Origin of the sequence: Variovorax saccharolyticus, from assembly GCF_030316765.1 — a bacterium.
GTDB lineage: Bacteria > Pseudomonadota > Gammaproteobacteria > Burkholderiales > Burkholderiaceae_C > Variovorax > Variovorax saccharolyticus.
In genome coordinates this window covers 277,175-299,786 of record NZ_JASZYT010000006.1, presented here as the reverse complement: position 1 = coordinate 299,786, position 22,612 = coordinate 277,175, and the positions used below count along the sequence as shown (strand labels likewise).

General features: G+C 70.2%; 22 protein-coding genes. 15 read left to right on the top strand and 7 right to left on the bottom strand.

All coding sequences use genetic code 11. From position 1 onward, the window contains the following. Positions 1-24: 24 nt before the first annotated feature. The 3 genes from QTI45_RS19930 to QTI45_RS19920 are packed head-to-tail and all read right to left on the bottom strand — an operon-like array spanning position 25 to position 3,330. A complete protein-coding gene (locus QTI45_RS19930; RefSeq protein WP_286655714.1) occupies positions 25-1,665 on the bottom strand; it encodes an FAD-dependent oxidoreductase in 1,641 nt (546 codons plus the stop codon). Between the two features lie 8 nt (positions 1,666-1,673). Next, positions 1,674-2,795 carry an alpha/beta fold hydrolase gene (locus QTI45_RS19925; protein ID WP_286655614.1) on the bottom strand — a complete coding sequence of 374 codons (1,122 nt, stop codon included), beginning with the start codon at positions 2,793-2,795 and terminating at the stop codon, positions 1,674-1,676. Next, positions 2,788-3,330: a VOC family protein gene (locus tag QTI45_RS19920; RefSeq protein ID WP_286655613.1), complete on the bottom strand. Its 543-nt coding sequence runs from the start codon at positions 3,328-3,330 to the stop codon at positions 2,788-2,790. The genes QTI45_RS19925 and QTI45_RS19920 overlap by 8 nt, the downstream gene beginning before the upstream one ends. A 212-nt stretch (positions 3,331-3,542) precedes the next feature. Here QTI45_RS19920 and QTI45_RS19915 point away from each other — a divergent pair, with 212 nt between their 5' ends. The 7 genes from QTI45_RS19915 to QTI45_RS19885 all read left to right on the top strand — a co-directional run bounded on the left by QTI45_RS19915 (position 3,543) and on the right by QTI45_RS19885 (position 10,926). Next, complete coding sequence (locus tag QTI45_RS19915) at positions 3,543-4,454, top strand: LysR family transcriptional regulator (protein WP_286655612.1); 912 nt, start codon at positions 3,543-3,545, stop codon at positions 4,452-4,454. A 58-nt stretch (positions 4,455-4,512) separates the two neighbouring features. Next, the gene (locus tag QTI45_RS19910; protein WP_286655611.1) at positions 4,513-5,709 is read left to right on the top strand and encodes a phosphoglycerate kinase; all 1,197 of its coding nucleotides are present in this window, start codon (positions 4,513-4,515) and stop codon (positions 5,707-5,709) included. Positions 5,710-5,828: 119 nt separating this feature from the next. Beyond that, complete coding sequence (gene pyk, locus QTI45_RS19905; RefSeq protein WP_286371722.1) at positions 5,829-7,277, top strand: pyruvate kinase; 1,449 nt, start codon at positions 5,829-5,831, stop codon at positions 7,275-7,277. 105 nt (positions 7,278-7,382) lie between these two features. Then, on the top strand, positions 7,383-8,447 hold the full coding sequence (gene fba, locus QTI45_RS19900; RefSeq protein ID WP_286371721.1) for a class II fructose-bisphosphate aldolase: 1,065 nt from the start codon (positions 7,383-7,385) through the stop codon (positions 8,445-8,447). Between the two features lie 106 nt (positions 8,448-8,553). After that, positions 8,554-9,459 (top strand): phosphoribosylaminoimidazolesuccinocarboxamide synthase, encoded by a 906-nt coding sequence (locus QTI45_RS19895; protein WP_286655610.1) that lies wholly within the window; start codon positions 8,554-8,556, stop codon positions 9,457-9,459. A gap of 125 nt (positions 9,460-9,584) precedes the next feature. Beyond that, positions 9,585-10,253 carry a helix-turn-helix transcriptional regulator gene (locus QTI45_RS19890; RefSeq protein WP_286371719.1) on the top strand — a complete coding sequence of 223 codons (669 nt, stop codon included), beginning with the start codon at positions 9,585-9,587 and terminating at the stop codon, positions 10,251-10,253. Between the two features lie 28 nt (positions 10,254-10,281). Continuing rightward, the gene (locus QTI45_RS19885) at positions 10,282-10,926 is read left to right on the top strand and encodes a Crp/Fnr family transcriptional regulator (RefSeq protein ID WP_286655609.1); all 645 of its coding nucleotides are present in this window, start codon (positions 10,282-10,284) and stop codon (positions 10,924-10,926) included. A gap of 22 nt (positions 10,927-10,948) precedes the next feature. On the opposite strand, the gene QTI45_RS19880 is transcribed toward QTI45_RS19885, so the two are convergent. Both QTI45_RS19880 and QTI45_RS19875 read right to left on the bottom strand, forming a co-directional pair. Then, entirely contained in the window at positions 10,949-11,398 is a 450-nt protein-coding gene (locus tag QTI45_RS19880; protein ID WP_286371717.1) for an META domain-containing protein, read from the bottom strand. A 103-nt stretch (positions 11,399-11,501) separates the two neighbouring features. Next, on the bottom strand, positions 11,502-12,428 hold the full coding sequence (locus QTI45_RS19875) for a tetratricopeptide repeat protein (protein WP_286655608.1): 927 nt from the start codon (positions 12,426-12,428) through the stop codon (positions 11,502-11,504). Between the two features lie 36 nt (positions 12,429-12,464). Here QTI45_RS19875 and purE point away from each other — a divergent pair, with 36 nt between their 5' ends. From purE to QTI45_RS19860, 3 genes are read left to right on the top strand one after another with little or no spacing between them, the layout of a single operon-like run. Next, positions 12,465-13,007, top strand: a complete 543-nt coding sequence (gene purE, locus QTI45_RS19870) for a 5-(carboxyamino)imidazole ribonucleotide mutase (RefSeq protein WP_286655607.1) — start codon at positions 12,465-12,467, stop codon at positions 13,005-13,007. A gap of 55 nt (positions 13,008-13,062) precedes the next feature. Next, on the top strand, positions 13,063-14,229 hold the full coding sequence (locus tag QTI45_RS19865) for a 5-(carboxyamino)imidazole ribonucleotide synthase (protein WP_286655606.1): 1,167 nt from the start codon (positions 13,063-13,065) through the stop codon (positions 14,227-14,229). Positions 14,230-14,243: 14 nt separating this feature from the next. Next, on the top strand, positions 14,244-15,242 hold the full coding sequence (locus tag QTI45_RS19860; RefSeq protein ID WP_286655713.1) for an L-threonylcarbamoyladenylate synthase: 999 nt from the start codon (positions 14,244-14,246) through the stop codon (positions 15,240-15,242). Positions 15,243-15,389: 147 nt separating this feature from the next. On the opposite strand, the gene QTI45_RS19855 is transcribed toward QTI45_RS19860, so the two are convergent. Both QTI45_RS19855 and dacB read right to left on the bottom strand, forming a co-directional pair. Then, positions 15,390-16,940, bottom strand: coding sequence for an alpha/beta hydrolase family protein (locus tag QTI45_RS19855; protein WP_286655605.1), 1,551 nt, complete (start codon positions 16,938-16,940; stop codon positions 15,390-15,392). A gap of 89 nt (positions 16,941-17,029) precedes the next feature. Continuing rightward, the gene (gene dacB / locus QTI45_RS19850; protein ID WP_444813294.1) at positions 17,030-18,448 is read right to left on the bottom strand and encodes a D-alanyl-D-alanine carboxypeptidase/D-alanyl-D-alanine endopeptidase; all 1,419 of its coding nucleotides are present in this window, start codon (positions 18,446-18,448) and stop codon (positions 17,030-17,032) included. Positions 18,449-18,503: 55 nt separating this feature from the next. On the opposite strand from dacB, the gene QTI45_RS19845 reads away from it, so the two are divergent. The 5 genes from QTI45_RS19845 to pyrF all read left to right on the top strand — a co-directional run bounded on the left by QTI45_RS19845 (position 18,504) and on the right by pyrF (position 22,499). After that, positions 18,504-19,520, top strand: coding sequence for a DMT family transporter (locus tag QTI45_RS19845; RefSeq protein ID WP_286655604.1), 1,017 nt, complete (start codon positions 18,504-18,506; stop codon positions 19,518-19,520). Then, the gene (gene tsaB, locus QTI45_RS19840; protein WP_286655603.1) at positions 19,513-20,190 is read left to right on the top strand and encodes a tRNA (adenosine(37)-N6)-threonylcarbamoyltransferase complex dimerization subunit type 1 TsaB; all 678 of its coding nucleotides are present in this window, start codon (positions 19,513-19,515) and stop codon (positions 20,188-20,190) included. Before QTI45_RS19845 ends, tsaB begins: the two co-directional genes overlap by 8 nt. Positions 20,191-20,305: 115 nt before the next feature. Next, complete coding sequence (rimI, locus tag QTI45_RS19835) at positions 20,306-20,902, top strand: ribosomal protein S18-alanine N-acetyltransferase (protein WP_286655602.1); 597 nt, start codon at positions 20,306-20,308, stop codon at positions 20,900-20,902. After that, positions 20,899-21,648, top strand: coding sequence for a uracil-DNA glycosylase family protein (locus tag QTI45_RS19830; RefSeq protein WP_286655601.1), 750 nt, complete (start codon positions 20,899-20,901; stop codon positions 21,646-21,648). The genes rimI and QTI45_RS19830 overlap by 4 nt, the downstream gene beginning before the upstream one ends. A 26-nt stretch (positions 21,649-21,674) precedes the next feature. Then, on the top strand, positions 21,675-22,499 hold the full coding sequence (gene pyrF, locus QTI45_RS19825) for an orotidine-5'-phosphate decarboxylase (RefSeq protein WP_286655600.1): 825 nt from the start codon (positions 21,675-21,677) through the stop codon (positions 22,497-22,499). Positions 22,500-22,612 lie beyond the last annotated feature (113 nt).

Sequence of the window (22,612 nt, the reverse complement as noted above, 5' to 3'; positions counted from 1 at the left end):
CGTCCTGTTCTTTCTCTTCTTCGGTCAGCGATGCGCCAGCGCGGTGCGGACCGCGGCCGAGATCGATGCCGGCGTGGGGTCTTTCAGCAGTGCGGCGCGGTAGGCGTCCGGGCGCACGATCAAGAGGCTGCCGTTCGGCGGCTCGCCGAGATGGCGCGCCAGGCTGGTGTCGGGCTGCAGCGTCGGCAGTCCGCTGTCGCCGCCGACGGCGACGAGCCGCAGCGGCAGCGAGGCCTCGATGTCGGCCGCCGCCCGGGCTTGGGCGCGTCCCGGCGCGAACCAGAGGCCGAGGCATCGCGTGCCCTCGGCCAGCAGTTCCATCAGCGTGGTCGGCGTGCCGTCGAGCTGGCGCAGCGGCAGGTTCTGCACGGTCCGCGCGCCTTCGGGCAAGTGCGGCGCTGCCGGATAGTCGTTGGCCACCGACATGCGGCCGGTGTTGACCAGCGCGCGGGCGAAGGCATGGCGCGAGGCCAGCGCCACCACCGCGCGCCGCAGCGTGTGCTCGGCCGGCGTGCGCGGCGCCAGGAAGCGCGCCGAGCGGCTGGTGACGCGCAGGTTCTCCACCGCGGCGGGGCGGCGCTCGGCGTCGTAGCTGTCGAGCAGCGCGTCGCCGGCCTGGCCCGTCGCGACCAGCGCCAGCTTCCAGCCGAGGTTGGCCGCGTCCTGGATCCCGCTGTTGCCGCCGCGCGCGCCGAAGGGGCTCACCACATGCGCGGAGTCGCCGATGAAGAGGATGCGCCCATGCCGGAAGTCGTCGAGCAGGTGGTCGCGGTAGCCGTACGGCCCGATCCAGACGAACTCGAACTCCACGCCCGGCCCGAGCTGCTCGCGCAGCCGCGCGCCCGCCACCTCGGGCTTGCTGATGTGGGCCGTGTCGCAGTCCTCGGGCATCTGGTAGTCGATGCGCCAGACGCCGTCGCCCATCAGGTGCTGCCACACGGCGCGTCCCTCGTTGAAGGGCGCGTCGACCCAGGTCCAGCGCTCGGTCGGCAGCGGCTTCTTGAAGCGTACGTCGCTGATGCACCAGCGGTCGGTGCTGCGCGACGGATGCGCGTCGATGCCGAGCTGCGTGCGTATCGGGCTGTTGGCGCCGGTGGCGTCGATCAGGTGGTCGGCGTCGATCGTGTAGCTGCCGGCCGGCGTCTCGACCTCGACGCGGACGCCGTCGGCCAGCGGCGTCACCTGCGTCACCCGGTTCTTCCAGCGCAGGTCGGTCAGGCCCAGCTCGAGGATGCGATCGACCAGGAACCACTCGACGTAGAACTGCTGCAGGTTGATGAAGGGCGGCTGCACCGAGACGCTGTCGGTCTTGAGGTTGAAGTTGTAGACCTCCTGCTGGTCCGAGAAGGTGCGGCCGAAGGACCAGGTGATGCCCTTGGCGGCGATGCGCTCGTAGATGCCCAGGCGGGCGAAGATCTCGAGGCTCTTCTGCGCGTAGCAGATGCCGCGCGACGAAGCGCCGCGCACGCCGACCGTGTCGTCCTCGTCGAGCAGCACGGCACGCACGCCGCGGCGCGCGAGGTCGCAGGCCAGCGTGAGGCCGGCGGGGCCGGCGCCGACGATCACGATCGGGTGGCGCACGACCGTTTCGCTGCCGATCTCGGGCGGCGCCACGAAGGGCCAGTTCGGCAGTTCGTATTCGGGTGCGAAGTGGTAGCTTTCCATCTCGATGCTCACAGCGCGTGCGCCCATTCGGCGATCGCGTCGGCGGCTTCCTGCACCCGCTGCGGCTGGCCCGCCAGGTAGTGGTTGCCGCCGGCGATGTCGACGTTGCGGATGCGTGCGCCGCCGGCGGCCAGCCAGGCATCGCGCGTGCTCGGGAAGGTCGACTGGTCGCCGGTATAGGTCAGGAGCAGCTTGGGCACCGTGGTGCGCGCCAGGTTGGTCGGACCATCGGCCTGCGAGCGCGACGACCACTGCGACAGGAAGGCGGTCAGCGAGGTCGTGCGCCCCATCGCGTTGGCCGAGTAGTTGACCTGCCGCGCATCGCCCCAGACGCTGCCGGGCGCGCGGTCGTTGGTGTCGATGGACAGGTCGACGCAGCGCGGATCGGCATGCGTGCGGTAGACGATGAAAGCCTGGTCGCGCGGTGCGCCCGGCGTGCCGCGCAGCTGGCGCAGCCGCTCGAGCGCCCAGTGCTCAATGCGTTCGAGCCGCGCCTGCTGGGCGGCACTGAAGCGTGCCAGGAACTCGCTGCTGTACGGCACCGCATGGCGGGCGTCGTACATGTCGAGTTCCGGAGCTACCGACAGCGGATCGTGCTCGTCGGTGACCGACGGATCGATCCAGTCGCGCAGCAGCCGCGAGCGGCCCAGGTGCGCCGCGCAGAGCGCGATGCCGTCCACCGGCGGCAGGTCGTCCGGGTGCAGGTGGGTCGGGTCGCCATCGGGAAAGGCGTGCGCGGTCAGGTGCTCGGCCTGCGCCTGGTAGAAGCTCGCCAGCGCGGCGCCGCCCGAGTTGCCGACCAGCAGCACCTTCTCGTAGCCGGCGGCGCGCAGGAACTGCACACCGGCGCCCAGGTCCTGGATCGCGCGCTCCATCAGCAGCACCGTGTCGTTGCCCATGTAGCGCGAGTTGAGCCCCATGCAGCAGATGCCGCGTGCGGCCAGCGGGCCGATCAGGTAGTGGCCCATGAAGTTGCTGGTCGGATGCATCACGATCGCGGCGATCTTCTTTGGCCCGGCCGGCTGCTGGTAGGCGCCGTAGATGCGCGGGCGCAGCATCTGCAGGCCCGACTGGCTCTCGAGCGAGGCGCCCGGCTTGACGTCGATGACGGCGAGTTGCAGCTCAGGCATGCGGCGCCTTTCCTGCGGCGCGCAGGCCGGCCTTGCGCAGCGTCCAGGCATCGAGGTCGGCGCGCGCGTGCAGCGCATGCGCGTCCATCTCGGCCTGCGGCACTGTCGGCGTGGTCAGCTCGACGCGGATGCCGTTCGGGTCGAAGAAGTAGATCGATTCGATGATGTGGTGGTCGGTCGGGCCCAGCACCTCGACCCCGGCCGCTTGGAGCCGGGCCTGGGCCGCCAGCAGGTCGGCCTCCGAGTCGACGCGCAGCGCGATGTGGTTGACCCAGGCCGGCGTGTTCGGCGAAGGCAGCGCGGCGACGTCGTCGCCGAGGTCGAAGAAGGCGATGTACGAGCCGTCGCGCATCTGGAAGAAGATGTGGACGTAGGGGCAGTATTCGCCGGTGCTCGGCACGTGGTCGCTCTTGATCACGTGCACCAGCGGCAGTCCCAGCAGGTCTTCGTAGAAGCGGCGGGTTTCCTCGCTGTCGCGGCAGCGCCAGGCGAAATGGTGCAGGCCGCGCACGGGTACGGGTGGAGGGTGGGACATGGTCTGTCTCTCTTTAGTCAGTTGAGGACAGAGCAAAAACTGCTGCGCAGTTTCTTGGTCTGTCCCGCAAAGTCTCAGGTTGGTCGAGGACAGAGCAAAAAACTGCTGCGCAGTTTTGTTGGTCTGTCCCGCAAGGTCACGAGCTGCGCATTGGGCCGCGATTCTTCTTATGATTCAATCGAAATAAATTCATCGATTGATGAAGTAAGACCATGAATCTGACCCTGCGCCAGCTGCGCGCCTTCGCCGCCGTGGCCGAGACCGGCAGCTTCACCGCCGCCGCCGCGACGCTTCACCTGACCCAGTCGGCGCTCAGCGTGCTGGTGCGGGAGCTCGAGCGCGAGATGGGCGTGCAGCTGTTCGATCGCCACACGCGGCGCGTGCTGCTGTCCGAAGCGGGCCGCGAGTTCCAGCCCTCGGTGCAGCGCCTGCTGGCCGATCTGGCCGGCGCGGTGGCCGGCGTCACCGACCTGCGCGACAAGAAGAAGGGCGTGCTGCGCCTGGCGGCGCCGCAGCTCATGGCCTGCACGCTGATGCCGCGCGTGATCGCCGCCTACCGCGAGGCGCATCCCGACATCGACGTCCGGCTGGCCGATACGCTGCCGGAGCATTTGCTCGACGGCCTGTTGTCGGGCGAGGTCGAGCTGGCGGTCGGCCAGGACGTGGCGGTCGATGCCGCGCTGGTCGAGCGCCGCACGCTGTTCCGCGACCGCCACTGGCTGATCTGCCCGCCCGGCCACCCGCTCGCGCGCCGGCGCAAGGTGCGCTGGAGCGAGCTCGGCCCCTACACCTTCATCGCGCCGACCCGCGACTTCCGCCAGCGCGTGCTGCCCGAACTGGCCGCCGACGCGCGCGAGCTGATGCTGCGCGCGACCACGCAGGAGGTCTCGTACATGACCACCGCGCTCGGCATGGTCGCCTCGGGGCTCGGCCTGACGGTCTGCCCGACCTACTCGGCCTCGCTGGTGCGGGCCCACGGCCTGCAGATGGTGCGGCTCGACCAGCCGGACTTCCATCGCGAGGTCTGCGTCTACGGGGCCGCCAAGCGCTCGCTGTCGCCGGCGGCGGCGAGCTTCGTCGAGCGGCTGCAGCAGTTCGCGCACCAGCCGGGCATCGCGGGCTGAAACCTACAATGGGCGCTGCCCGTCGAGGCCCCCTTTCTTCGTTACCTGATCGCCACCCATGAACGTCCTTCGATTCACCGACCTCTGTGCGCAAGGCAAAGTCGCCGGCCAGCGCGTTTTCATCCGAGCCGACCTCAACGTGCCGCAGGACGACAGCGGCCGCATCACCGAGGACACCCGCATCCGCGCCTCGGTGCCCTGCATCCGCGCGGCGCTCGACGCCGGCGCTGCCGTGATGGTCACCTCGCACCTCGGCCGGCCCACCGAAGGCCAGTTCAAGCCCGAGGATTCGCTGGCGCCGGTCGCCGCCCGCCTGGGCGAGCTGCTCGGCCGCGAGGTGCCGCTGGTGTCGGACTGGGTCGACGGCGTGCAGGTCGCGCCGGGCCAGGTCGTGCTGCTCGAGAACTGCCGCCTCAACAAGGGCGAGAAAAAGAACGACGAGGCGCTTTCGCGCAAGCTCGCGGCGCTGACCGACATCTACGTCAACGATGCCTTCGGCACCGCGCACCGGGCCGAGGCCACCACCTACGGCATCGCCCAGTTCGCCAAGCTCGCCTCGGCCGGCCCGCTGCTGGCGGCCGAGATCGATGCCATCACCAAGGCCTTGGCGCAGCCCCAGCGGCCGCTGGTGGCGATCGTCGCCGGCTCCAAGGTGAGCACCAAGCTGACCATCCTGAAGAGCCTGGCCGAGAAGGTCGACCAGCTGATCGTCGGCGGCGGCATCGCCAACACCTTCATGCTGGCCGCCGGCCTGAAGATCGGCAAGTCGCTGGCCGAGCCCGACCTGATCGACCAGGCGAAGGCCGTGATCGAGGCCATGCGCGCGCGCGGCGCGGCGGTGCCGATCCCGGTCGACGTGGTGACGGCCAAGACCTTCGCAGCCGATGCGGCGGCGACCGTCAAGGACGCCAGCGACGTCGCCGACGACGACCTGATCCTGGACATCGGGCCGAAGACCGCCGAACTGCTGGCCGCCCAGCTGCGCGAAGCCGGCACCATCGTCTGGAACGGCCCGGTGGGCGTGTTCGAGTTCGACGCCTTCGCCAACGGCACCAAGACCATCGCCCAGGCCATCGCCGCCAGCAAGGCCTTCTCGATCGCCGGCGGCGGCGACACCCTGGCGGCGATCGCCAAGTACGGCATCGAGGACAAGGTCGGCTACATCTCGACCGGTGGCGGCGCCTTCCTGGAAATCCTCGAAGGCAAGACGCTGCCGGCCTTCGAGATCCTCGCCAAGCGCGCGGCGGGTGGATAAACCTCTTCCGGTACTCCTTTAAAGTGTATACAGTACGGCATACAAATACTTTGCGGGGCAGACCAAGAAATGACGCAGTCATTTTTGCTCTGTCCCCAACTGAATAGAAGGAGACACAGATGAGCACGCCCCGCCTGCCCCGCCATGCCACCAAGATCGTCGCCACCCTCGGCCCGGCCACCAACACGATCGAGCTGATCGAACGGATGATCCACTACAAGGTCAGCGTGGTGCGGCTCAATTTCAGCCACGGCACCGCGCAGGACCACATCGACCGGGCCGCGATGGTGCGCGAGGCGGCGCGCCGCAGCGGCCGCGAGGTCGCGATCATGGCCGACCTGCAGGGCCCGAAGATCCGGGTCGGCAAGTTCGCCGAAGGCAAGGTCTGGCTCGAGGCCGGCGCCAGGTTCGTGCTCGACGCCTCGCGCACCGAGCTGGGCGACGTCGAGGCGGTGGGCCTCGACTACAAGGACCTGCCGCGCGACGTCAAGCCCGGCGACAGCCTGCTGCTGAACGACGGCCTGATCGTGCTGACGGTCGACGCGGTCAAGGGCGACGCGGTCCACACCACGGTGCGCCTGGGCGGCGAGCTGTCCAACAACAAGGGCATCAACAAGCAGGGCGGCGGCCTGACCGCGCCGGCGCTGACCGCCAAGGACATGGAGGACATCAAGACCGCGATGAGCTTCCAGGCCGACTACGTGGCCGTGAGCTTCCCTAAGACCGCCACCGACATGGAGATGGCGCGCCAGCTGTGCAACGTGGCGGCGGCCGAGTTCGGCCACAAGCCCGGGATGATCGCCAAGATCGAGCGCGCCGAGGCGATCCCCAAGCTCGAGGAGATCCTGCGCGCCAGCGACGGCATCATGGTGGCCCGCGGCGACCTGGCCGTGGAAGTCGGCAATGCCGCGGTGCCGGCGCTGCAGAAGAAGATGATCCGAATGGCGCGCGAGATGGACAAGGTGGTCATCACCGCGACCCAGATGATGGAGTCGATGATCACCAACCCGGTGCCCACGCGCGCCGAGGTCAGCGACGTCGCCAACGCGGTGCTCGACGGCACCGACGCCGTGATGCTCTCGGCCGAGACCGCCTCCGGCCGCTACCCGCTCGAGACGGTGCAGGAGATGAGCCGCATCTGCGAGGCCGCAGAAGCCGCCGAAGACCTGCAGCTGGACGCCGACTTCAGCGGCAAGAGCTACAGCCGCATCGACCAGTCGATCGCGATGGGGGCGCTGTTCACGGCGCACCACCTGGGCGCCAAGGCGATCGTCGCGCTGACCGAGTCGGGTTCCACCCCGCTGTGGATGAGCCGCCACCGGGCCCATATCCCGATGTACGCGCTGACCTCGCGCCTCTCGACCCAGCGCAAGATGGCGCTCTACCGCAACGTGCGGCCGCTGCTGATGGACTCGGAGAGCGACCGCGACACCGCGCTCGAACAGGCCGAGGCCCACCTGAAGAAGCGCGGCCTCGTCCAGGCCGGGGATGTCTACGCGATCACCTGCGGCGAGCCGATGGGGGCGCCGGGAGGCACCAACATGCTGAAAATCTGCCGCGTCAGCTAGCCCGCCGCAGATTCCTCAGGGCCATCGGAGCCGTCCTACAGGGGCCCTCGGTAGAATCCCGGGAGTTCTTTTGTCTTCATCCCTAGATTCCCGCGAGGTATTTCCATGGCACTCGTCTCGATGCGCGAACTGCTCGACCATGCCGCCGCCAACGGCTACGGCATTCCGGCTTTCAACGTCAACAATCTCGAACAGGTGCAAGCCGTGATGGAGGCCGCCAAGGAAGTCGGCGCGCCCGTCATCCTGCAAGCCAGCGCCGGCGCCCGGAAGTACGCGGGCGAAGCCTTCATCAAGCACCTCATCCAGGCCGCGATCGAGGCCTACCCGACGGTGCCGCTGGTGATGCACCAGGACCACGGCCAGAGCCCCGACGTCTGCCGCGGCGCCATCGACCTCGGCTTCAGCTCGGTCATGATGGACGGCTCGCTCGAAGCCGATGGCAAGACCATCGCCAGCTACGACTACAACGTCGACGTGACGCGCAAGGTGGCCGACATGGCGCACAAGGTCGGCGTCACGGTCGAGGGCGAACTCGGCTGCCTGGGCTCGCTCGAGACCATGAAGGGCGACAAGGAAGACGGCCACGGCACAGACGACACGATGACGCGCGAGCAGCTGCTGACCGACCCCGAGCAGGCCGCCGACTTCGTCAAGCGCACCCAGATCGACGCCCTGGCGATCGCCATCGGCACCAGCCACGGCGCCTACAAGTTCACCCGCGAGCCCACCGGCGACATCCTGGCGATCGACCGCATCAAGGAAATCCACCGCCGCATCCCGAACACCCACCTTGTGATGCACGGCTCGTCGAGCGTGCCGCAGGAGCTGCTGGCGATCATCCGCCAGTACGGCGGCAACATGAAGGAAACCTACGGCGTTCCGGTCAAGGAAATCCAGGAAGCCATCAAGCACGGCGTGCGCAAGATCAACATCGACACCGACATCCGCCTGGCGATGACCGGCGCGGTGCGCAAGTTCCTGGCCGAGAACCCCGAGAAGTTCGACGCCCGCGAATGGCTCAAGCCGGCGCGCGAAGCCGCGCGCCTGATCTGCAAGCAGCGCTACCTCGAGTTCGGCTGCGAAGGCCAGGGCCCGAAGATCAAGGGCGACACCCTGCAGGTGGTCGCCGCCAAGTACGCCAAGGGCGAGCTCGCGCAACAAGTGGTCTGACCCTTCGCTTGCGCCTGAAAGCCACCTTCGCGGTGGCTTTTTTCTGCGCCGGCCGCAGGGCGCGCACAATCTCCGGCGTCACCCGCCCCGCTTCATCCATTTCGCCATGACCACCGTCCATACCTCCTCCATCCAAAGCCTTCCGCTGCTGGCGCGCGGCAAGGTGCGCGACAACTATGCGGTCGGCAATGACCGCATCCTGATGGTCGCGAGCGATCGTCTCTCGGCTTTCGACGTCATCATGGGCGAGCCGATTCCGGGCAAGGGCGTGATCCTCACGCAGATGGCGCTCTGGTGGTTCGACCGGCTCGGCCACCTGTGCCCGAACCATCTCACCGGCGACGCCCCCGAGAGCGTGGTGACGCCCGAGGAGGTGCCCCAGGTCGAGGGCCGCTCGATGCTGGTCAAGCGCCTGACGCCGATCCCGGTCGAGGCCGTGGTGCGCGGCTACCTGGCCGGCAGCGGCTGGAAGGAATACCAGGAGAACCGCGCGGTCTGCGGCGTGCCGCTGCCCGAGGGCCTGACCAACGCCAGCAAGCTGCCGCGGCCGATCTTCACGCCGGCGGCCAAGGCCGCGGCGGGCGCGCACGACGAGAACATCAGCTACGACAAGGTGGTCGAGGTGGTCGGCCCGGCGCTGGCGCAGCAGATCCGCGAGACCAGCATCGCGATCTACGAGGCCGCCGCCGAGATCGCGCTGACCAAGGGAATGATCATCGCCGACACCAAGTTCGAGTTCGGCCTCGACGAGGCCGGCACGCTGGTGTTGATGGACGAGGTGCTGACCCCCGACAGCTCGCGCTACTGGCCGGTCGAGGGCTACGAGGCGGCGCTGGCCGCCGGCGCCAATCCGCCGAGCTACGACAAGCAGTTCGTGCGCGACTGGCTGGAGGCCACGAAGATCAACGGCAAGCCCTGGGACAAGACGCCGCCGGCGCCGCGGCTGCCGGCCGAGGTGATCGAGAAGACGGCGGCCAAGTACCGCGAGGCGCTGCAGCGCCTGACCGGCTGACCGGCTGACCGGCTCACCCGGGCCCGCGGAATGTAAATAGATCACAAATTCCGCGGCAATAGTCACCGCACGACAGGGTCGCAGTCTTCCACACTCTTTTCATCCCCCCAGATGAGGAGAGCACCATGGAAACCGCAGCCGACTTTCAGATTTCCTACGTCGAAGGCTTCGCCCGCGACGTCACGGCCGCACCGCCCGATGCCCTGCAGCCCGGGATGCTGGCGCGGGTGCTCGACGAGATCGACCATGGCCTGCTGCTGCTGGACCTGACCGGCCGCATCCTCCACGCGAACTTCCCGGCCCGGCGCGAGCTGTCCTCGGCGCGCGCGCTGCGCAGCGGCGACGGCATGCTGTGCGCCGGCAGCCCGGCCTCCCAGGCGAAGATCCGCCAGGCCCTGAAGGACGCCGAGCGCGACTGCCGCAGCATCGTCGAACTCGAGGATGGCAGCGACGCCCTGTCGGTCGCCTTCATCCCGCTGGCCGCGGTGCACGGCAGCGAAACGGTCGATACGGTGCTGGTGATCTGCAGCCGCCGTCCCGGCTGCGAGATGCTGACCATGCAGATGTTCGCCCGTGCCCGGCACCTGACGCGGGCCGAGCAGAACGTGCTGGCCCGGCTCTGCGCCGGCCATGGCGCCGAGGAGATCGCCTGCCTCGAGGGCATCCGGATGTCCACAGTGCGCACTCACATCAAGAATGTGCGGCAAAAGACGGGCAGCAGCAGCATTCGCGAGGTGGTGCACCGTGTCTCGCGCATGCCGCAGATCGTGTCTGCCCTGCGCCTGGTCGATTGAGTCCCGGCGGAGCCCGTATATTCGACGGATGCCCCTTGCATCCGTCGTCGAATCCCCCGCTTTGCCCACGGCGCTGCTGCAGCTCGCGCAGCGCGGCGTCCAGCGCCGCTACCGCACGCGGGCGCTGCTGATCGAGGAGGGCGAGCAGGGCGGCTCGGTCTACATCGTGCTGTCGGGGCGGCTGCGGGCCTTCCTGTCCGATTCCCGAGGGCGCGAAATCACCTTGAGCCTGCACGGCCCTGGCGAGTACGTCGGCGAGATGTCGCTCGATGGCGGCCCGCGTTCCGCCAGCGTCGAGGCGGTCGAGCCCACGGTTTGCGCGGTCGTCACCCGCGAGACCCTGCTGCATCACATCGCCGAGCATCCGGACTTCGCGCTGGCGCTGATCGTGCGCCTGATCAAGCGCGCCCGGCTGGCGACCGAGAGCGCCCGCAGCATGGCGCTGCTCGACGTCTATTCGCGCCTGAAGCGGCTGCTCGAGGATCGCTCGGCGCCGAACCCCGACGGCTCGCGGCATATCGCCGAGCGGCTGACCCACCAGGCCATCGCCAGCGAGATCGGCTGTTCGCGCGAAATGGTCAGCCGGCTGCTGAAGGACCTGGAGCAGGGCGGCTACGTGGCGGTGGCGCAGCGCCAACTGGTGCTGCTGAAGGAGCTGCCCGCGCGCTGGTAGCCGAGGCGCTCGGAGGCGGCGGTCAGCGCGAGGCGCTCAGCGTCGCCACGGTGCGCCCGCCGGCGTCCAGCAGCGCCAGCCGCGTCGGGCTCTGCAGCCGGTAGCTGGCGGTGGCCTGCAGGGCGGCGAAGAACTGCTGCTCCTTGGTGCCGAGCGCCGGATCGGTGCAGGCCATCCGGGTCGAGGCCAGCTGGCTCAGCTTGAGCGTGCTGCCGCTGCGCTCGAAAGTGCCCGACAGCTGGTTGCAGCCGCCCGAGCCGCTGACGCGCCCGTTGCGGCGGTCGAATTGCACCTGCGGATCGCGCCGCGGGTCGCTGCCCGGCGTCACCGGCTCGCCGCCGAGCTGGTCGAGGCGCCAGACCGGCCCCTCGATCGGCTCGTCGAGCGGGATGCCGCTGCCGCAGCCGGCGGTCAGCGCGGCCGCCAGCAGGGCGGCCGTGAAAAAGGGGATGGCGGCAGGGCGGGAGCGCATGGCCTGTGTGTCCTTCTGCAACAAATTGAGATTCGCTGCATCGTATTCGACAGCGCCCGCGCACTCAATCGCGGCACCGAAGGCGCTCCGGGGATGTTTCGCCCTAGCTGAGCACCACGCTGCTCAGGCGCCGCCGATAGCTGGCCACGGTCGGGTCGTCGGGCGGAATCTGGCCATCGGCGACCTTGACCCTGGGCGGTTCGATGATGTCGAGGACCGCGATGTAGGTCTTGCGCGCGAGGTCTTCGTTCCAGCTCTTGTCGCGCATCAGGATGTCGAGCAGCTCGTCCATCGCGTCGGTCCAGCGCCGGTCGGACATCAGCAGGCGGGCGCGGTCGAAGCGGGCCTCGAAGTCGCGCTTGTTGGCGGCGATGCGGGCGTCCAGGTCGGCCAGCGCGGGCGCGGCGCCCGTGGGCGGAGCCGCGAAGTCGATCGCGTCCATCCAGCGCTGCAGCGAATCGAAGCGGCGCACCAGCGAGGTCTTGGCGATCACCGGCGCGAACGCGACCTCGGCGTCGTCGGTGCGGCCTTCCTGCAGCAGCAGCTTGACGTAGTCGAAGCGGGCGTCGTCGTTGGCCGGGTCGGTGGCGACCGCGTGCTGCAGCTTCTCGAGCGCGCCCTCGGTGTCGCCCTCGGCCAGCGCCTGCTGGGCCGAGACTTCTTCATCCAGCGGCGGCGCGTTCTCGTCGTCGCCCGGCGGCACGTGCTTGTCCAGGAAGGTGCGGATCTGGTCGGCCGGGATCGCGCCGACGAAGCCGTCCACCGGCTGGCCGTCCTTGAACATCACGCAGAAGGGGATGCTGCGCACCCCGAACATCTGGCTCAGCTGCTCGGAGATCTGCGGCACCTTGTCGGCATCGAGCTTGGCCAGCGTGAAGCGGCCGGCGTACTCGACTTCGAGCTTTTCGAGCACCGGACCGAGCTGTTTGCAGGGCCCGCACCATTCGGCCCAGATGTCGAGCAGGACAGGCGTGGTCATCGAGCCGTCGATCAGCTCGGACTGGAAATTTTCGAGGGTGATGTCGATCATCGCGGGAAGGTGGGGGTGAAACGTAAAATTGGAACCATGAAGCAAGCAATTCAGGTCGGCGTGGTGATGGGCTCAAACTCCGATTGGGAGACGATGCGCAACGCGGTCGAGATTCTCCAGCAATTCGGCATCGCCCACGAAGCCCGGGTGGTCTCGGCCCACCGGATGCCCGACGAACTGTTCGCCTACGCCGTAAGCGCGGCGCCGCGCGGGCTGTCCGCGATCATCGCCGGCGCCGGCGGGGCCGCCCACCTGCCCGGCATGCTGGCGGCCAAGACCACGGTGCCGGTGCTCGGCGTGCCGGTCGCCAGCCGGCACCTGCAGGGCATCGATTCGCTCTACAGCATCGTCCAGATGCCCAAGGGCGTGCCGGTGGCGACCTTCGCGATCGGCAACGCCGGCGCGGCCAACGCGGCGCTGTTCGCGGTTGCCATGCTGGCGGTCGGCGATCCGGCGCTGCGGGCGCAGCTCGACGCCTTCCGGCTCCGGCAGACCCAGGCCGCCGAGGCCATGACCCTGCCGCCGGGCGACGCCGAGCCGGTGTCGCCGTTCTCGCCACAGGGCGGGGGGGCATTGTGAGCCGCCGGGCCGCTCCCAAGGCGAACACCGCAGCGCGCAGCGCGGAGGTGTCGAAATGACGGTCGTGTTGCCGGGCGCCACGCTGGGGGTGCTCGGGGGCGGCCAGCTGGGGCGGATGTTCGTCCACGCGGCCCAGACCATGGGCTATTTCACCGCGGTGCTCGACCCCGATCCCGACAGTCCGGCCGGACGGGTGAGCCACCACCACATCCACACCGACTACGCCGACGTCGATGGCCTCGCCCGGCTGGCCGGGCTGGCCGATGCGGTGACGACCGAGTTCGAGAACGTGCCGGCGCCCTCGCTGGAGCACCTGGCTTCGGCGCGGCCGGTGGCGCCGGCCGCCGACGCGGTTGCGATCGCCCAGGACCGCATCCGCGAGAAGGCCCACTTCGTGCGCTGCGGCGTCGAATGCGCTCCCTACGCCGTGATCGAGACGGCCGCCCACCTGGCGGCGGTGCCGGCCGACCTGCTGCCGGGCATCCTCAAGACCGCGCGGCTCGGCTACGACGGCAAGGGCCAGCGCCGGGTGGCGACGCGGGCCGAGCTCGACACGGCATGGAACGATGCCGGCGGCGTGCCCTGCGTGCTCGAGAAGCTGCTGCCGCTGGATTTCGAATGCTCGGTGATCGTCGCCCGCGGCGAGGATGGGCAGATGGTCAACTTCCCGGTGCAGCGCAACCTGCACCGTGACGGCATCCTCGCCGTCACCGAAGTCCATCCGCAAAGCATGCCGGAGTCGACCGCGCGCCGTGCCGTGGCCGCAGCCCGCTCGATCGCCGAAGGCCTGGCCTATGTCGGCGTGCTGTGCGTCGAGTTCTTCGTCCTCGGCGACGGCCAGCTGGTGGTCAACGAGATGGCGCCACGGCCGCACAACAGCGGCCACTGGACACTGAACGCCAGCGACGTGTCGCAGTTCGAGCTGCAGGTGCGCACCCTGGCCGGCCTGCCGCTGAATCCGCCGCGCCAGCACAGCGTGGCGATCATGCTGAACCTGCTGGGCGACCTGTGGTTCGTCGACGGCGATGTACCGAGCGAGCCGCGCTGGGCCGACGTGCTGGCCCTGCCCGGCACCCACCTTCACCTCTACGGCAAGACTGAGGCCCGCCGCGGCCGCAAGATGGGGCACCTCAACATCACCGGCGACGCGATCGACACGGTCCGCAGCACGGCCGACTTCGCCGCCGCGCTGCTCGGGCTGCCGATTCCGCTGTCGGAATGAACGGAGCCCAAGTGATGATTCGCGACGGCAGCGCACCCGAAGCGATCGCCGAGGCCGCGCAGGTCCTGCGTGCCGGCGGTCTGGTCGCCTTCCCGACCGAGACCGTCTACGGCCTGGGCGCCGACGCCGGCAGCGATACCGCCGTGGCCGGCATCTTCGAAGCCAAGGGCCGGCCCAGCGACCATCCACTGATCGTGCACGTGCCGGCCGGCGCCAGGGGCACCGAGGCGCTGGCGCACTTCGCGCGGCCGCTGCCGGCCTTCGCCCAGAAACTGGTGCGCGCCTTCTGGCCCGGCCCGCTGACCCTGATCGTCGAGCGCCAGCCCGGCGTCGGCGCCGCGGCGGCGGGCGGACAGGACACCATCGGCCTGCGCTGCCCGGCCCATCCGGTGGCCCAGGCGCTGCTGGCGGCCTGCGCCGAACTGGGCGTGCTGGGCGTTGCCGGGCCGAGCGCCAACCGCTTCGGCCGCGTGAGCCCGACCACCGCGCTGCACGTGCAGCATGAGTTCGGCGACAGCTTGCTGGTGCTGGACGGCGGCCCCTGCGCGGTCGGCATCGAATCGACCATCGTCGACTGCAGCCGCGGCGCGCCGGTGCTGCTGCGGCCCGGCGCGATCACGCGGGCGCAGATCGAGGCGGCTGGCGGCGAGCCGCTGCGCGACAAGCACACGCTCGGCGCGCCCGACCCCAAGGCCTCCGGCACGCTGGAGTCGCACTACGCGCCGAGCGCCAAGCTGCGCCTGATGGACGCCAAGGCGTTGCAGACCGGCCTCGACGTGCTCGGGGCCAATGCAGCCAACATCGCGGTCTGGTCGCGCACGGTGCTGAGCAGCCGCTCGCAGCGCATCGTGCAGCGGCGCATGCCCGACGACGCCGCCGCCGCCGCGCAGCAGCTGTTCGCCGTGCTGCGGGCCTTCGACGCCGAGGGCGTCAAGCTGATCTGGGTCGAGACCCCGCCACCCGACCCCGAATGGGAAGGCGTGCGCGACCGCCTTTCGCGAGCGGCGGCTTGATGTTGCTCGCCCCCAGGTTGCCCGGCACTTCGTGTCCGGGCGCCCACCCCCTGCCGGGGGCAACACCAGCGGCCTGGCAGAGCCAGTTCCGCGGTGTTTCACCAACATGGGCGCGGCTGCGCCGGCCCAGGCGCTTACTCTCCCTCTTTACCCGCCGGCCGCCAGCACCCCCGCGAAGAACCCTCGCGCCGACACCATGCAGAACGGCGGCACCAGCGTGCCGTGGTAGGCCTGGACCACGGCCTGCTGCTGCTGCGCGGCGGTGCCGCCGGCGTTGGTCGCGGTGCTGATCTTGGCCTGGGCGAAGCCGGCGCGTGCGGTCGAGAAGGCGTCGCTGGCACTGACGTCCTCGAGGTCGACCACGGCCAGCGCCGAGGCCGGCATGCCGCGGGCGCGGAAGTAGCCGGCGGTGGCGCGGGTGCTCAGGAAGTTCACGGTCGGGTCGTTGGCGCCGCCGCACATCAGCATCGGCCGCAGCGGCAGCCAGTTGCGCAAGTCGTTCGCCACGGCCGCCTTGCGGAAGCCGAGCAGCGGCTGGCAGCCCAGCGGGGAACTGGTGTTGAGCGAGGCCGCCGTCGCCGGCAGCGCGTTGCCGGCGCAGGGATTGGCCAGGATGTCGTTGGCGGCCTGCGTCAGGTAGCTCTGCCGGACCAGGTTGTTGGGCGCGTAGAAGACCGCCAGCGACGGATCGACTGGCCCCGGCATCGCGTTCGGCGGATAGAGCGCCAGCGGGGGCAGCTTGCCGGTGGCGTAGAGCGTGTTGATCGGCGTCAGGCTCGGCAGCAGCGTGTCGATGCCGCTGGCGTAGGGGGCTTCGTAGATGTCGCTGGTGGCGGTGTAGACATTGCCGAACTGCTTTTGCCAGCTGGTCGACAGCAGCGGCGTGAACAGCGTGGCGCCGAGCGCCGGCCAGCCGCTGAAGCTGTAGTCGGCCAGCAGGCTGATGGCGGAGGGCGCCGACAGCGGCGCCGAGGCGGTCACCGTCCTGCCGGTGGCCTGCAGCTCGCGATGCGCCGCCATCGCCACGTAGCCGCCCTGCGAATAGCCCGTGACGAACAGCGAGGCGGCTGCGTCGGCGTTGATCAGGGCGAAGGTCTTGCGTGCCGCGGTCAGCGCATCGACCATGTCCTTGCCCTGCTGGTCGCCGTTGAGGTAGGGGTGGTAGGCCAGGGTCGACTTGTCGTAGCCGGCGTAGTTCGGGGCCACCACGATGTAGCCCTGGGCCGCGAAGATCGCGGCCACCAGCACGCCTTCGCCTGCGGCCGGCTGGGTCGCATCGGTCCAGCGCGCGATGTTGAAGTCGCGCGCCGCGGTGGTGCCGTGCGCATACAGCACCACAGGGCGGGGCCCGTTGCAGGCGGCATCGGTGCCGGAGGGCACCATGATCGCGGCGGTCGCGTTGGTCTCTTCGCCCTGGCCGCCGATGGTGCGGTACTCGAGATAGCGCACATCGACGCCGCACTTGGGGGCGCCGGCGACGTTCTGCAGCGCCTTGCCCTGCGGGTTGGCCTGCAGCAGGGCCGTGAACTCGTCGGTCGAGATCCGCTGCACCCGCTCGGGCGGTATCGTCACGACCGAGCCGCGTCCGCTGTCCACCGTGGCCGGCACGTTGATGGAGAACCCGTCGTTCCCGCCGCCTCCGCAAGCCGCAAGGGCCAGGGCGAGGCCGGACAGGGCGATGGCGGGGAGTTTTTTCATGGAATATGTCTCCTGCGGGTTTCGGGGCGCCGCTAGATTCTGGGCAGCGCCCGGCCGCCGCGCAAGCGGCGCCGGCCTACACGAACGGCTCAGTCCTGCGACGCCCAATCGACCAGGGCATCGAAGGCCGGGCGCGCGGCGGCCGCATTGCCGTGGTTGGCGATCGCCACCACCACCCAGCGCCGGCCGCTGGCGCCATGCACGTAGCCGGCCACGCCGGCGGCATCGCGCAGGGTGCCGGTCTTCAGGTGGGCCGCGCCGCCCGAGCGCAGCGCCCGCTTGCGCAGCGTGCCGTCGACCCCGGAGGCCGGCAGCGAGGACACCAGTTCCGGCATCACGGGCGAGCGCCAGGCCTGCTGCAGCATCTTCGCCAGCGCGGCGGCGCTGATGCGCTCGTCGCGCGAGAGGCCCGAGCCGTTGTCGAACACCGGCTGGCCCTCGCCGGTGCCGATGCGGTCGTTCCACCACTGGCGCATCGTCGCGCGCGAAGCGTCGAGCGTGCCGCGCTTCTTCTGCTGCAGCCCGAGCGTCAGGAAAAGCTGCTGCGCCATCACGTTGTTGCTGTACTTGTTGATGTCGCGGATCACCTCGGCCAGCGGCGGCGAGCTCGCCTCGAAGGCCGGCCGCAGCTCGGCCGGGACGCGGCCGTCGCGCACCTGGCCCTTGAGCCGGCCGCCCATTTCGGCCCACAGGCCGCCGATCGCGCGGGCCGCGTAGCCGCGCGGGTCGGCGTAGGCCACCGCCCATGTCTTGTCGCCGCAGGCCGCCGGGTAGCTGCCCGCGAAACCGAGCCGCGCCGGATCGGCGAACTCGCCGGCCAGGGTGCTGCGCCAGTCGCCGCATTCGCCGGCCGCCAGCGGCACCGTGGCCTGCATGGCGACGCCGGCCAGCGGCGGCTCGTAGCTGACCTGGGCCAGCTGCGCTCCGCGCTGGGGTGAGAAGTTCATCACCACCGATTTGAAATTCACCAGCAGCGCATCGGGCGCGGCGTTGTAGGGGCGCTGGCCCTCGCCGTCGAAGGCGTTCGGATCGGCTTCGGCCACCTCGAAGGCGCTGCGGTCGAGCACGATGTCGCCGTTGATGCCCTGGATGCCGAGCCCCTGCACCCGCCGCAGCAGCAGCCAGAGCCGCTCGATCACCAGCTTGGGGTCGCCCTGGCCCTTGATGTAGAGGTTGCCCTCGAGCATGCCGTTGCGCACCGGGCCGTCGACGTAGACCGGCGTGGTCCAGGTGAAGGCCGGTCCCAGCAGGTCGAGCGCCGCGTAGGTGGTGACCAGCTTCATGATCGACGCCGGATTCACCGGCACCTGGGAGCGCCAGGCGAGCCGCGGCGCGCGCACGCCGTCCGCATCGGCCACCAGCATCGTCACCGCCTCGCGCGGCACCTTGGCGCGCGCCAGCGCGGCCTCGACCTCGTTCGGCAGGCTCTGGGCCGTGGCCGGCAGGGCAGCGGCGAGCGCGAGGACGAATCCGAGGGAAAGGCGGCGCATGGCGAGGGGCTGGAACATCGCGGGATTATCCCGGCCCCGGGTCCCGGCCCCGGGGGGCGTCGATAATCTCCCGATGCCCGCAGCCCCCCGTTTCTCAGCCCGCACGATCGGCATCGGCGCGGCCGTCGTCACGGTCGGGGTCTGGACCGCGTTCATCGTGATCGCGCGCGCGTCCGCGGGGCGCTCGCTGGCGCCGTTCGATATCGCCTTCGCCCGCATCTGCGGCGCCGCACTGGTGCTGCTGCCCTGGGGTGCCTGGCTGGTGACGCGGGCGCGCGCCGAAGGATCGGCCGCCGGCTCCTTCTTCGGCCTCTCGCCGCTGCCGCTGCGCCTGACGGCCTTGGCGGGGGTCTTCGGCGGCCTCGCCTACGCCCTGCTGGCCTATACCGGCTTCTTCTTCGCGCCGGCCAGCCACGCCGCGGTGCTGATGCCGGGCAGCCTGCCGTTGTGGACCACCCTGCTGGCCGCGCTGGTGCTGCGCGACCGCATCACGCCGCTGCGCGCGCTCGGGCTGGCGCTGATCGTCCTCGGCGACCTGTTCGTCGGCGGCGCCAGCCTCCTGCATGCGCTGGACGGCGGCGCCGTCTGGAAGGGCGACCTGCTGTTCATGGGCGCCGCCTTCAGCTGGGCCTGCTATAGCATCGTCGTCCGCCGCCACGGGCTCGAGGCCGTGCGGGCCACCATCGCCATCACCGTGTTCGCCTTCGTCACCTTCGTACCCGCCTATGCGCTGCTGGCCGCGGCCGGCCTGGTCACGAGCCGGCTGGCCAGCGCGCCGGCAGGCGAAATCCTGTTCCAGATGCTGTTCCAGGGCGTCGGCTCGGTGGTGATCTCGGGCATCGCCTTCACGCTGATGATCCAGTACTTCGGCCCGGTGCGGTCCACCATGATCACGGCGCTGGTGCCTGGCCTGTCGGCACTCGGGGCGGTGGCTTTCCTGGGCGAGCCGCTCTACTGGAACCTGGTCGCGGGCGTGCTCCTGGTGACGGCGGGGATCCTGTTCGGCGTCCAGCGCAGCGGCGCTGCCGGCGGTCGGCCGGTCCCGGCGGTCGCGGTGGCGGGCACGCCGGGAGGGCGCATCGATGGCTAGGCTGCTGGCGTTCGACACCAGCACCGAGGCGCTGTCGATCGCGGTGCTTCACGGTGAACTGCTGCTCGAGCACAGCGGCGCGGGCGGCGCGCAGTCGTCGGCGAGCCTGATTCCGCTGATCCAGCAACTGCTGGCTGCCGCCGGACTGACGTTGGGCGAACTCGACGCCATCGCTTTCGGCCGCGGCCCTGGTTCCTTCACCGGCCTGCGCACCGCCTGCTCGGTGGCGCAGGGCCTCGGGTTCGGGGCCGGCGTCCGGCTGCTGCCGATCGACACCTTGCAGGCCGTGGCCGAGGAAGCCCGTCATCGCTTCGGCAGCACGCGCGTGGTGGCGGTCCTCGATGCGCGCATGGACCAGGTCTATGCAGCCGGCTACGACTTCGGGGTCGAGATCAGCGCCAGCGAAGCCGAGCTGCTGGCGCCCGAGGGCGTCGTGGTCCCGGACGGCTGGGCGCTGGCCGGCAATGCCTTCGCCGCCTACGGCGACCGGCTGCCGCGGGCCGCGGCGCGCCACGAGGTGCTGCCCACCGCCGGCGCGATGCTGCGCCTGGCGCCGGCGCTGCTGGCGGCGCAGCGCACGGTCGCTCCCGCCGAAGCCTGGCCGCTCTACGTGCGCGACAAGGTGGCGCAGACCACCGAGGAGCGCGCGGCGCTGAAAGGGCTGTCATGAGCGCAGCGCAGTGCCGAACGAGGGGGCTCCGGAGCGCAGCGCCGGGCCGCCCCAAGCAAGCTCGCGCCCCCTCGGGGGGCAGCGAGGACACGCAGTGCCGAGCGTGGGGGCTTGCATGAGCGCCGTGATGCAGCAGCCGCGCGAGGCGCGGCTCGAGCCGATGACGATCGAGCGGGTGCCCGCCGTCTGCGCGATCGAACGCAGCGCCTTCACCCATCCCTGGACGCCGGCGAATTTCACCGATTCGCTGGCCGCCGGCTATCACTGCCAGTGCCTGGTGGCTCCCGCGCCCGACAGCGGGCCGGCCGCCGCCGATGCGCCGCGGGGCGCGCGGGCGCTCTGGAACCGGGTCACCTTGCGCGAGACGCGCGAGAGCGGCGAGACGCTGATCGGTTATTTCGTCGCCATGAAGGGCGTGGACGAGGTGCATCTGCTCAACATCACGGTGGCGCCGGCCTTCCATGGCCAGGGCTGGGCGCCGCTGATGCTGGAGGCGCTGGCAGGCTGGTCGCGCGGCCAGAATGCGCAGTGGCTCTGGCTCGAAGTGCGGGCCAGCAACCTGCGCGCCCTGGCGGTCTACGAGCGCAACGGCTTCCGGCGCGTCGGCATCCGCAAGGGCTACTACCCCGCGGAAGGCGGCGCCCGCGAGGATGCGGTCGTGATGAGCCTGCGTCTGAACGAATCACCAAGTGCATGGGGCGCATTGAAATGACGACCGAGGGAATGAAGCTGGACGCGCGCCAGCGCGCCATGCTCGACGAGATGGGCATCAAACTCCCCTGGTGGCGCCAGTCCGAGCCGGAACCGGTGACGGAGCCCCCCGCGGCCCGGCCCGAAGCTGCCGAGGCCGTCGCGCCCGAACCGCCCGCCGCCACGCGTCCGATCGCGGCACCGGCGGTCGCAGCGCCCGCGCCGCCCGTGCATCGGGCGACCGCCGCGACCTTGCAAGGGGCCGCCGTGCTGGCCGAGGCGCCGCGACGCCTCTGCGGCGACCCGGCGGCGTCGCAGGCCGGCTGGCTGATCGTGGCCGACATGCCGCCCGAACTCGACGGCCGGCATGGGGAGCCGTTCGAGGGCGAGGCCGGCAGGCTGCTGCACGCCATGCTGAATGCGCTGCAGTTGCATGGCGGCGCAGCGCCGGTGCACCTGATGCGCACGCACCGCGGCGTTGCCTCGGGCCAGCCGGACAGCCCGCGCCCGATCGACGAGGCTCTGGCGGACGGCATCGCTCCGCTGGCGCCGCGCGTGATCCTCGCCATGGGCCCGCTGGCCGCCCAGAGCCTGATGCAGAGCGCAGATCCGCTCGGCCGGCTGCGCGGCCGCGTGGTGCAGTTGCAGCGCCCGGGGCTGCCGCCGTTGCCGTTGGTCGCCAGCTACCACCCGGCCTACCTGCTGCGCAACCCGGCCGACAAGGGCCGGGCCTGGGCCGACCTCTGCCTGGCCGCAACGCAAGTGTGAGCGGCCGGCCGCCTAAAATTCGGCCCATGACCTTCCTGGACAAGCTGCGCGCCGCCGAGCGCCAAAACGGCTCGCTGCTGTGTGTCGGCCTCGATCCCGAGCCGACCAAATTCCCCGCTTCGCTCAAGGGCGACGCCAGCAGGATCTACGATTTCTGCGCCCGCATCGTCGACGCCACGGCCGACCTGGCGATCGCCTTCAAGCCGCAGATCGCCTACTTCGCAGCCCACCGCGCCGAAGACCAGCTCGAGCAGCTCATGGAACACATGCGCCGCAACGCGCCGCACGTGCCCACCATCCTGGACGCCAAGCGCGGCGATATCGGCTCGACCGCCGAGCAATACGCCCGCGAGGCCTTCGAGCGCTACGGCGCCGATGCCGTCACCCTGTCGCCGTTCATGGGCTTCGATTCGGTCGAACCCTATCTGCGGCACCAGGGCAAGGGCGCCTTCCTGCTGTGCCGGACCAGCAATCCAGGCGGCGCCGACCTGCAGGGCCAGCGCCTGGCCGGCATCGAGGGCGAGCCCTTCCTGTACGAGCATGTCGCCAAGCTGGCCCAGGGGCCCTGGAACCTCAACGGCCAGCTGGGACTGGTGGTCGGCGCCACCTACCCGGCCGAGATCGAACGCGTGCGCACCCTGGCGCCCACGGTGCCGCTGCTGATTCCCGGTGTCGGCGCCCAGGGCGGCGATGCGGTTGCCACCGTCCGCGCCGGCTGGCGCCCGGACGCGCCGATCATCGTCAATTCGTCACGCGCCATCTGCTATGCCTCGGCCGGCGAGGACTTCGCCGAGGCCGCCCGGCGCGAGGCCATCCGCACCCGCGACGCGCTTCAGGCCGCCAGGCCCTGAAAGACACTCCGCGTCAGTTTGCAAGCGCTTCGTGGCCTCGATGTGACGAAAAAAGTCACATTTCCTCACAATTGTCGTACTAAACGTTTCTCTTAAGGTCTTCGGGCCCACGC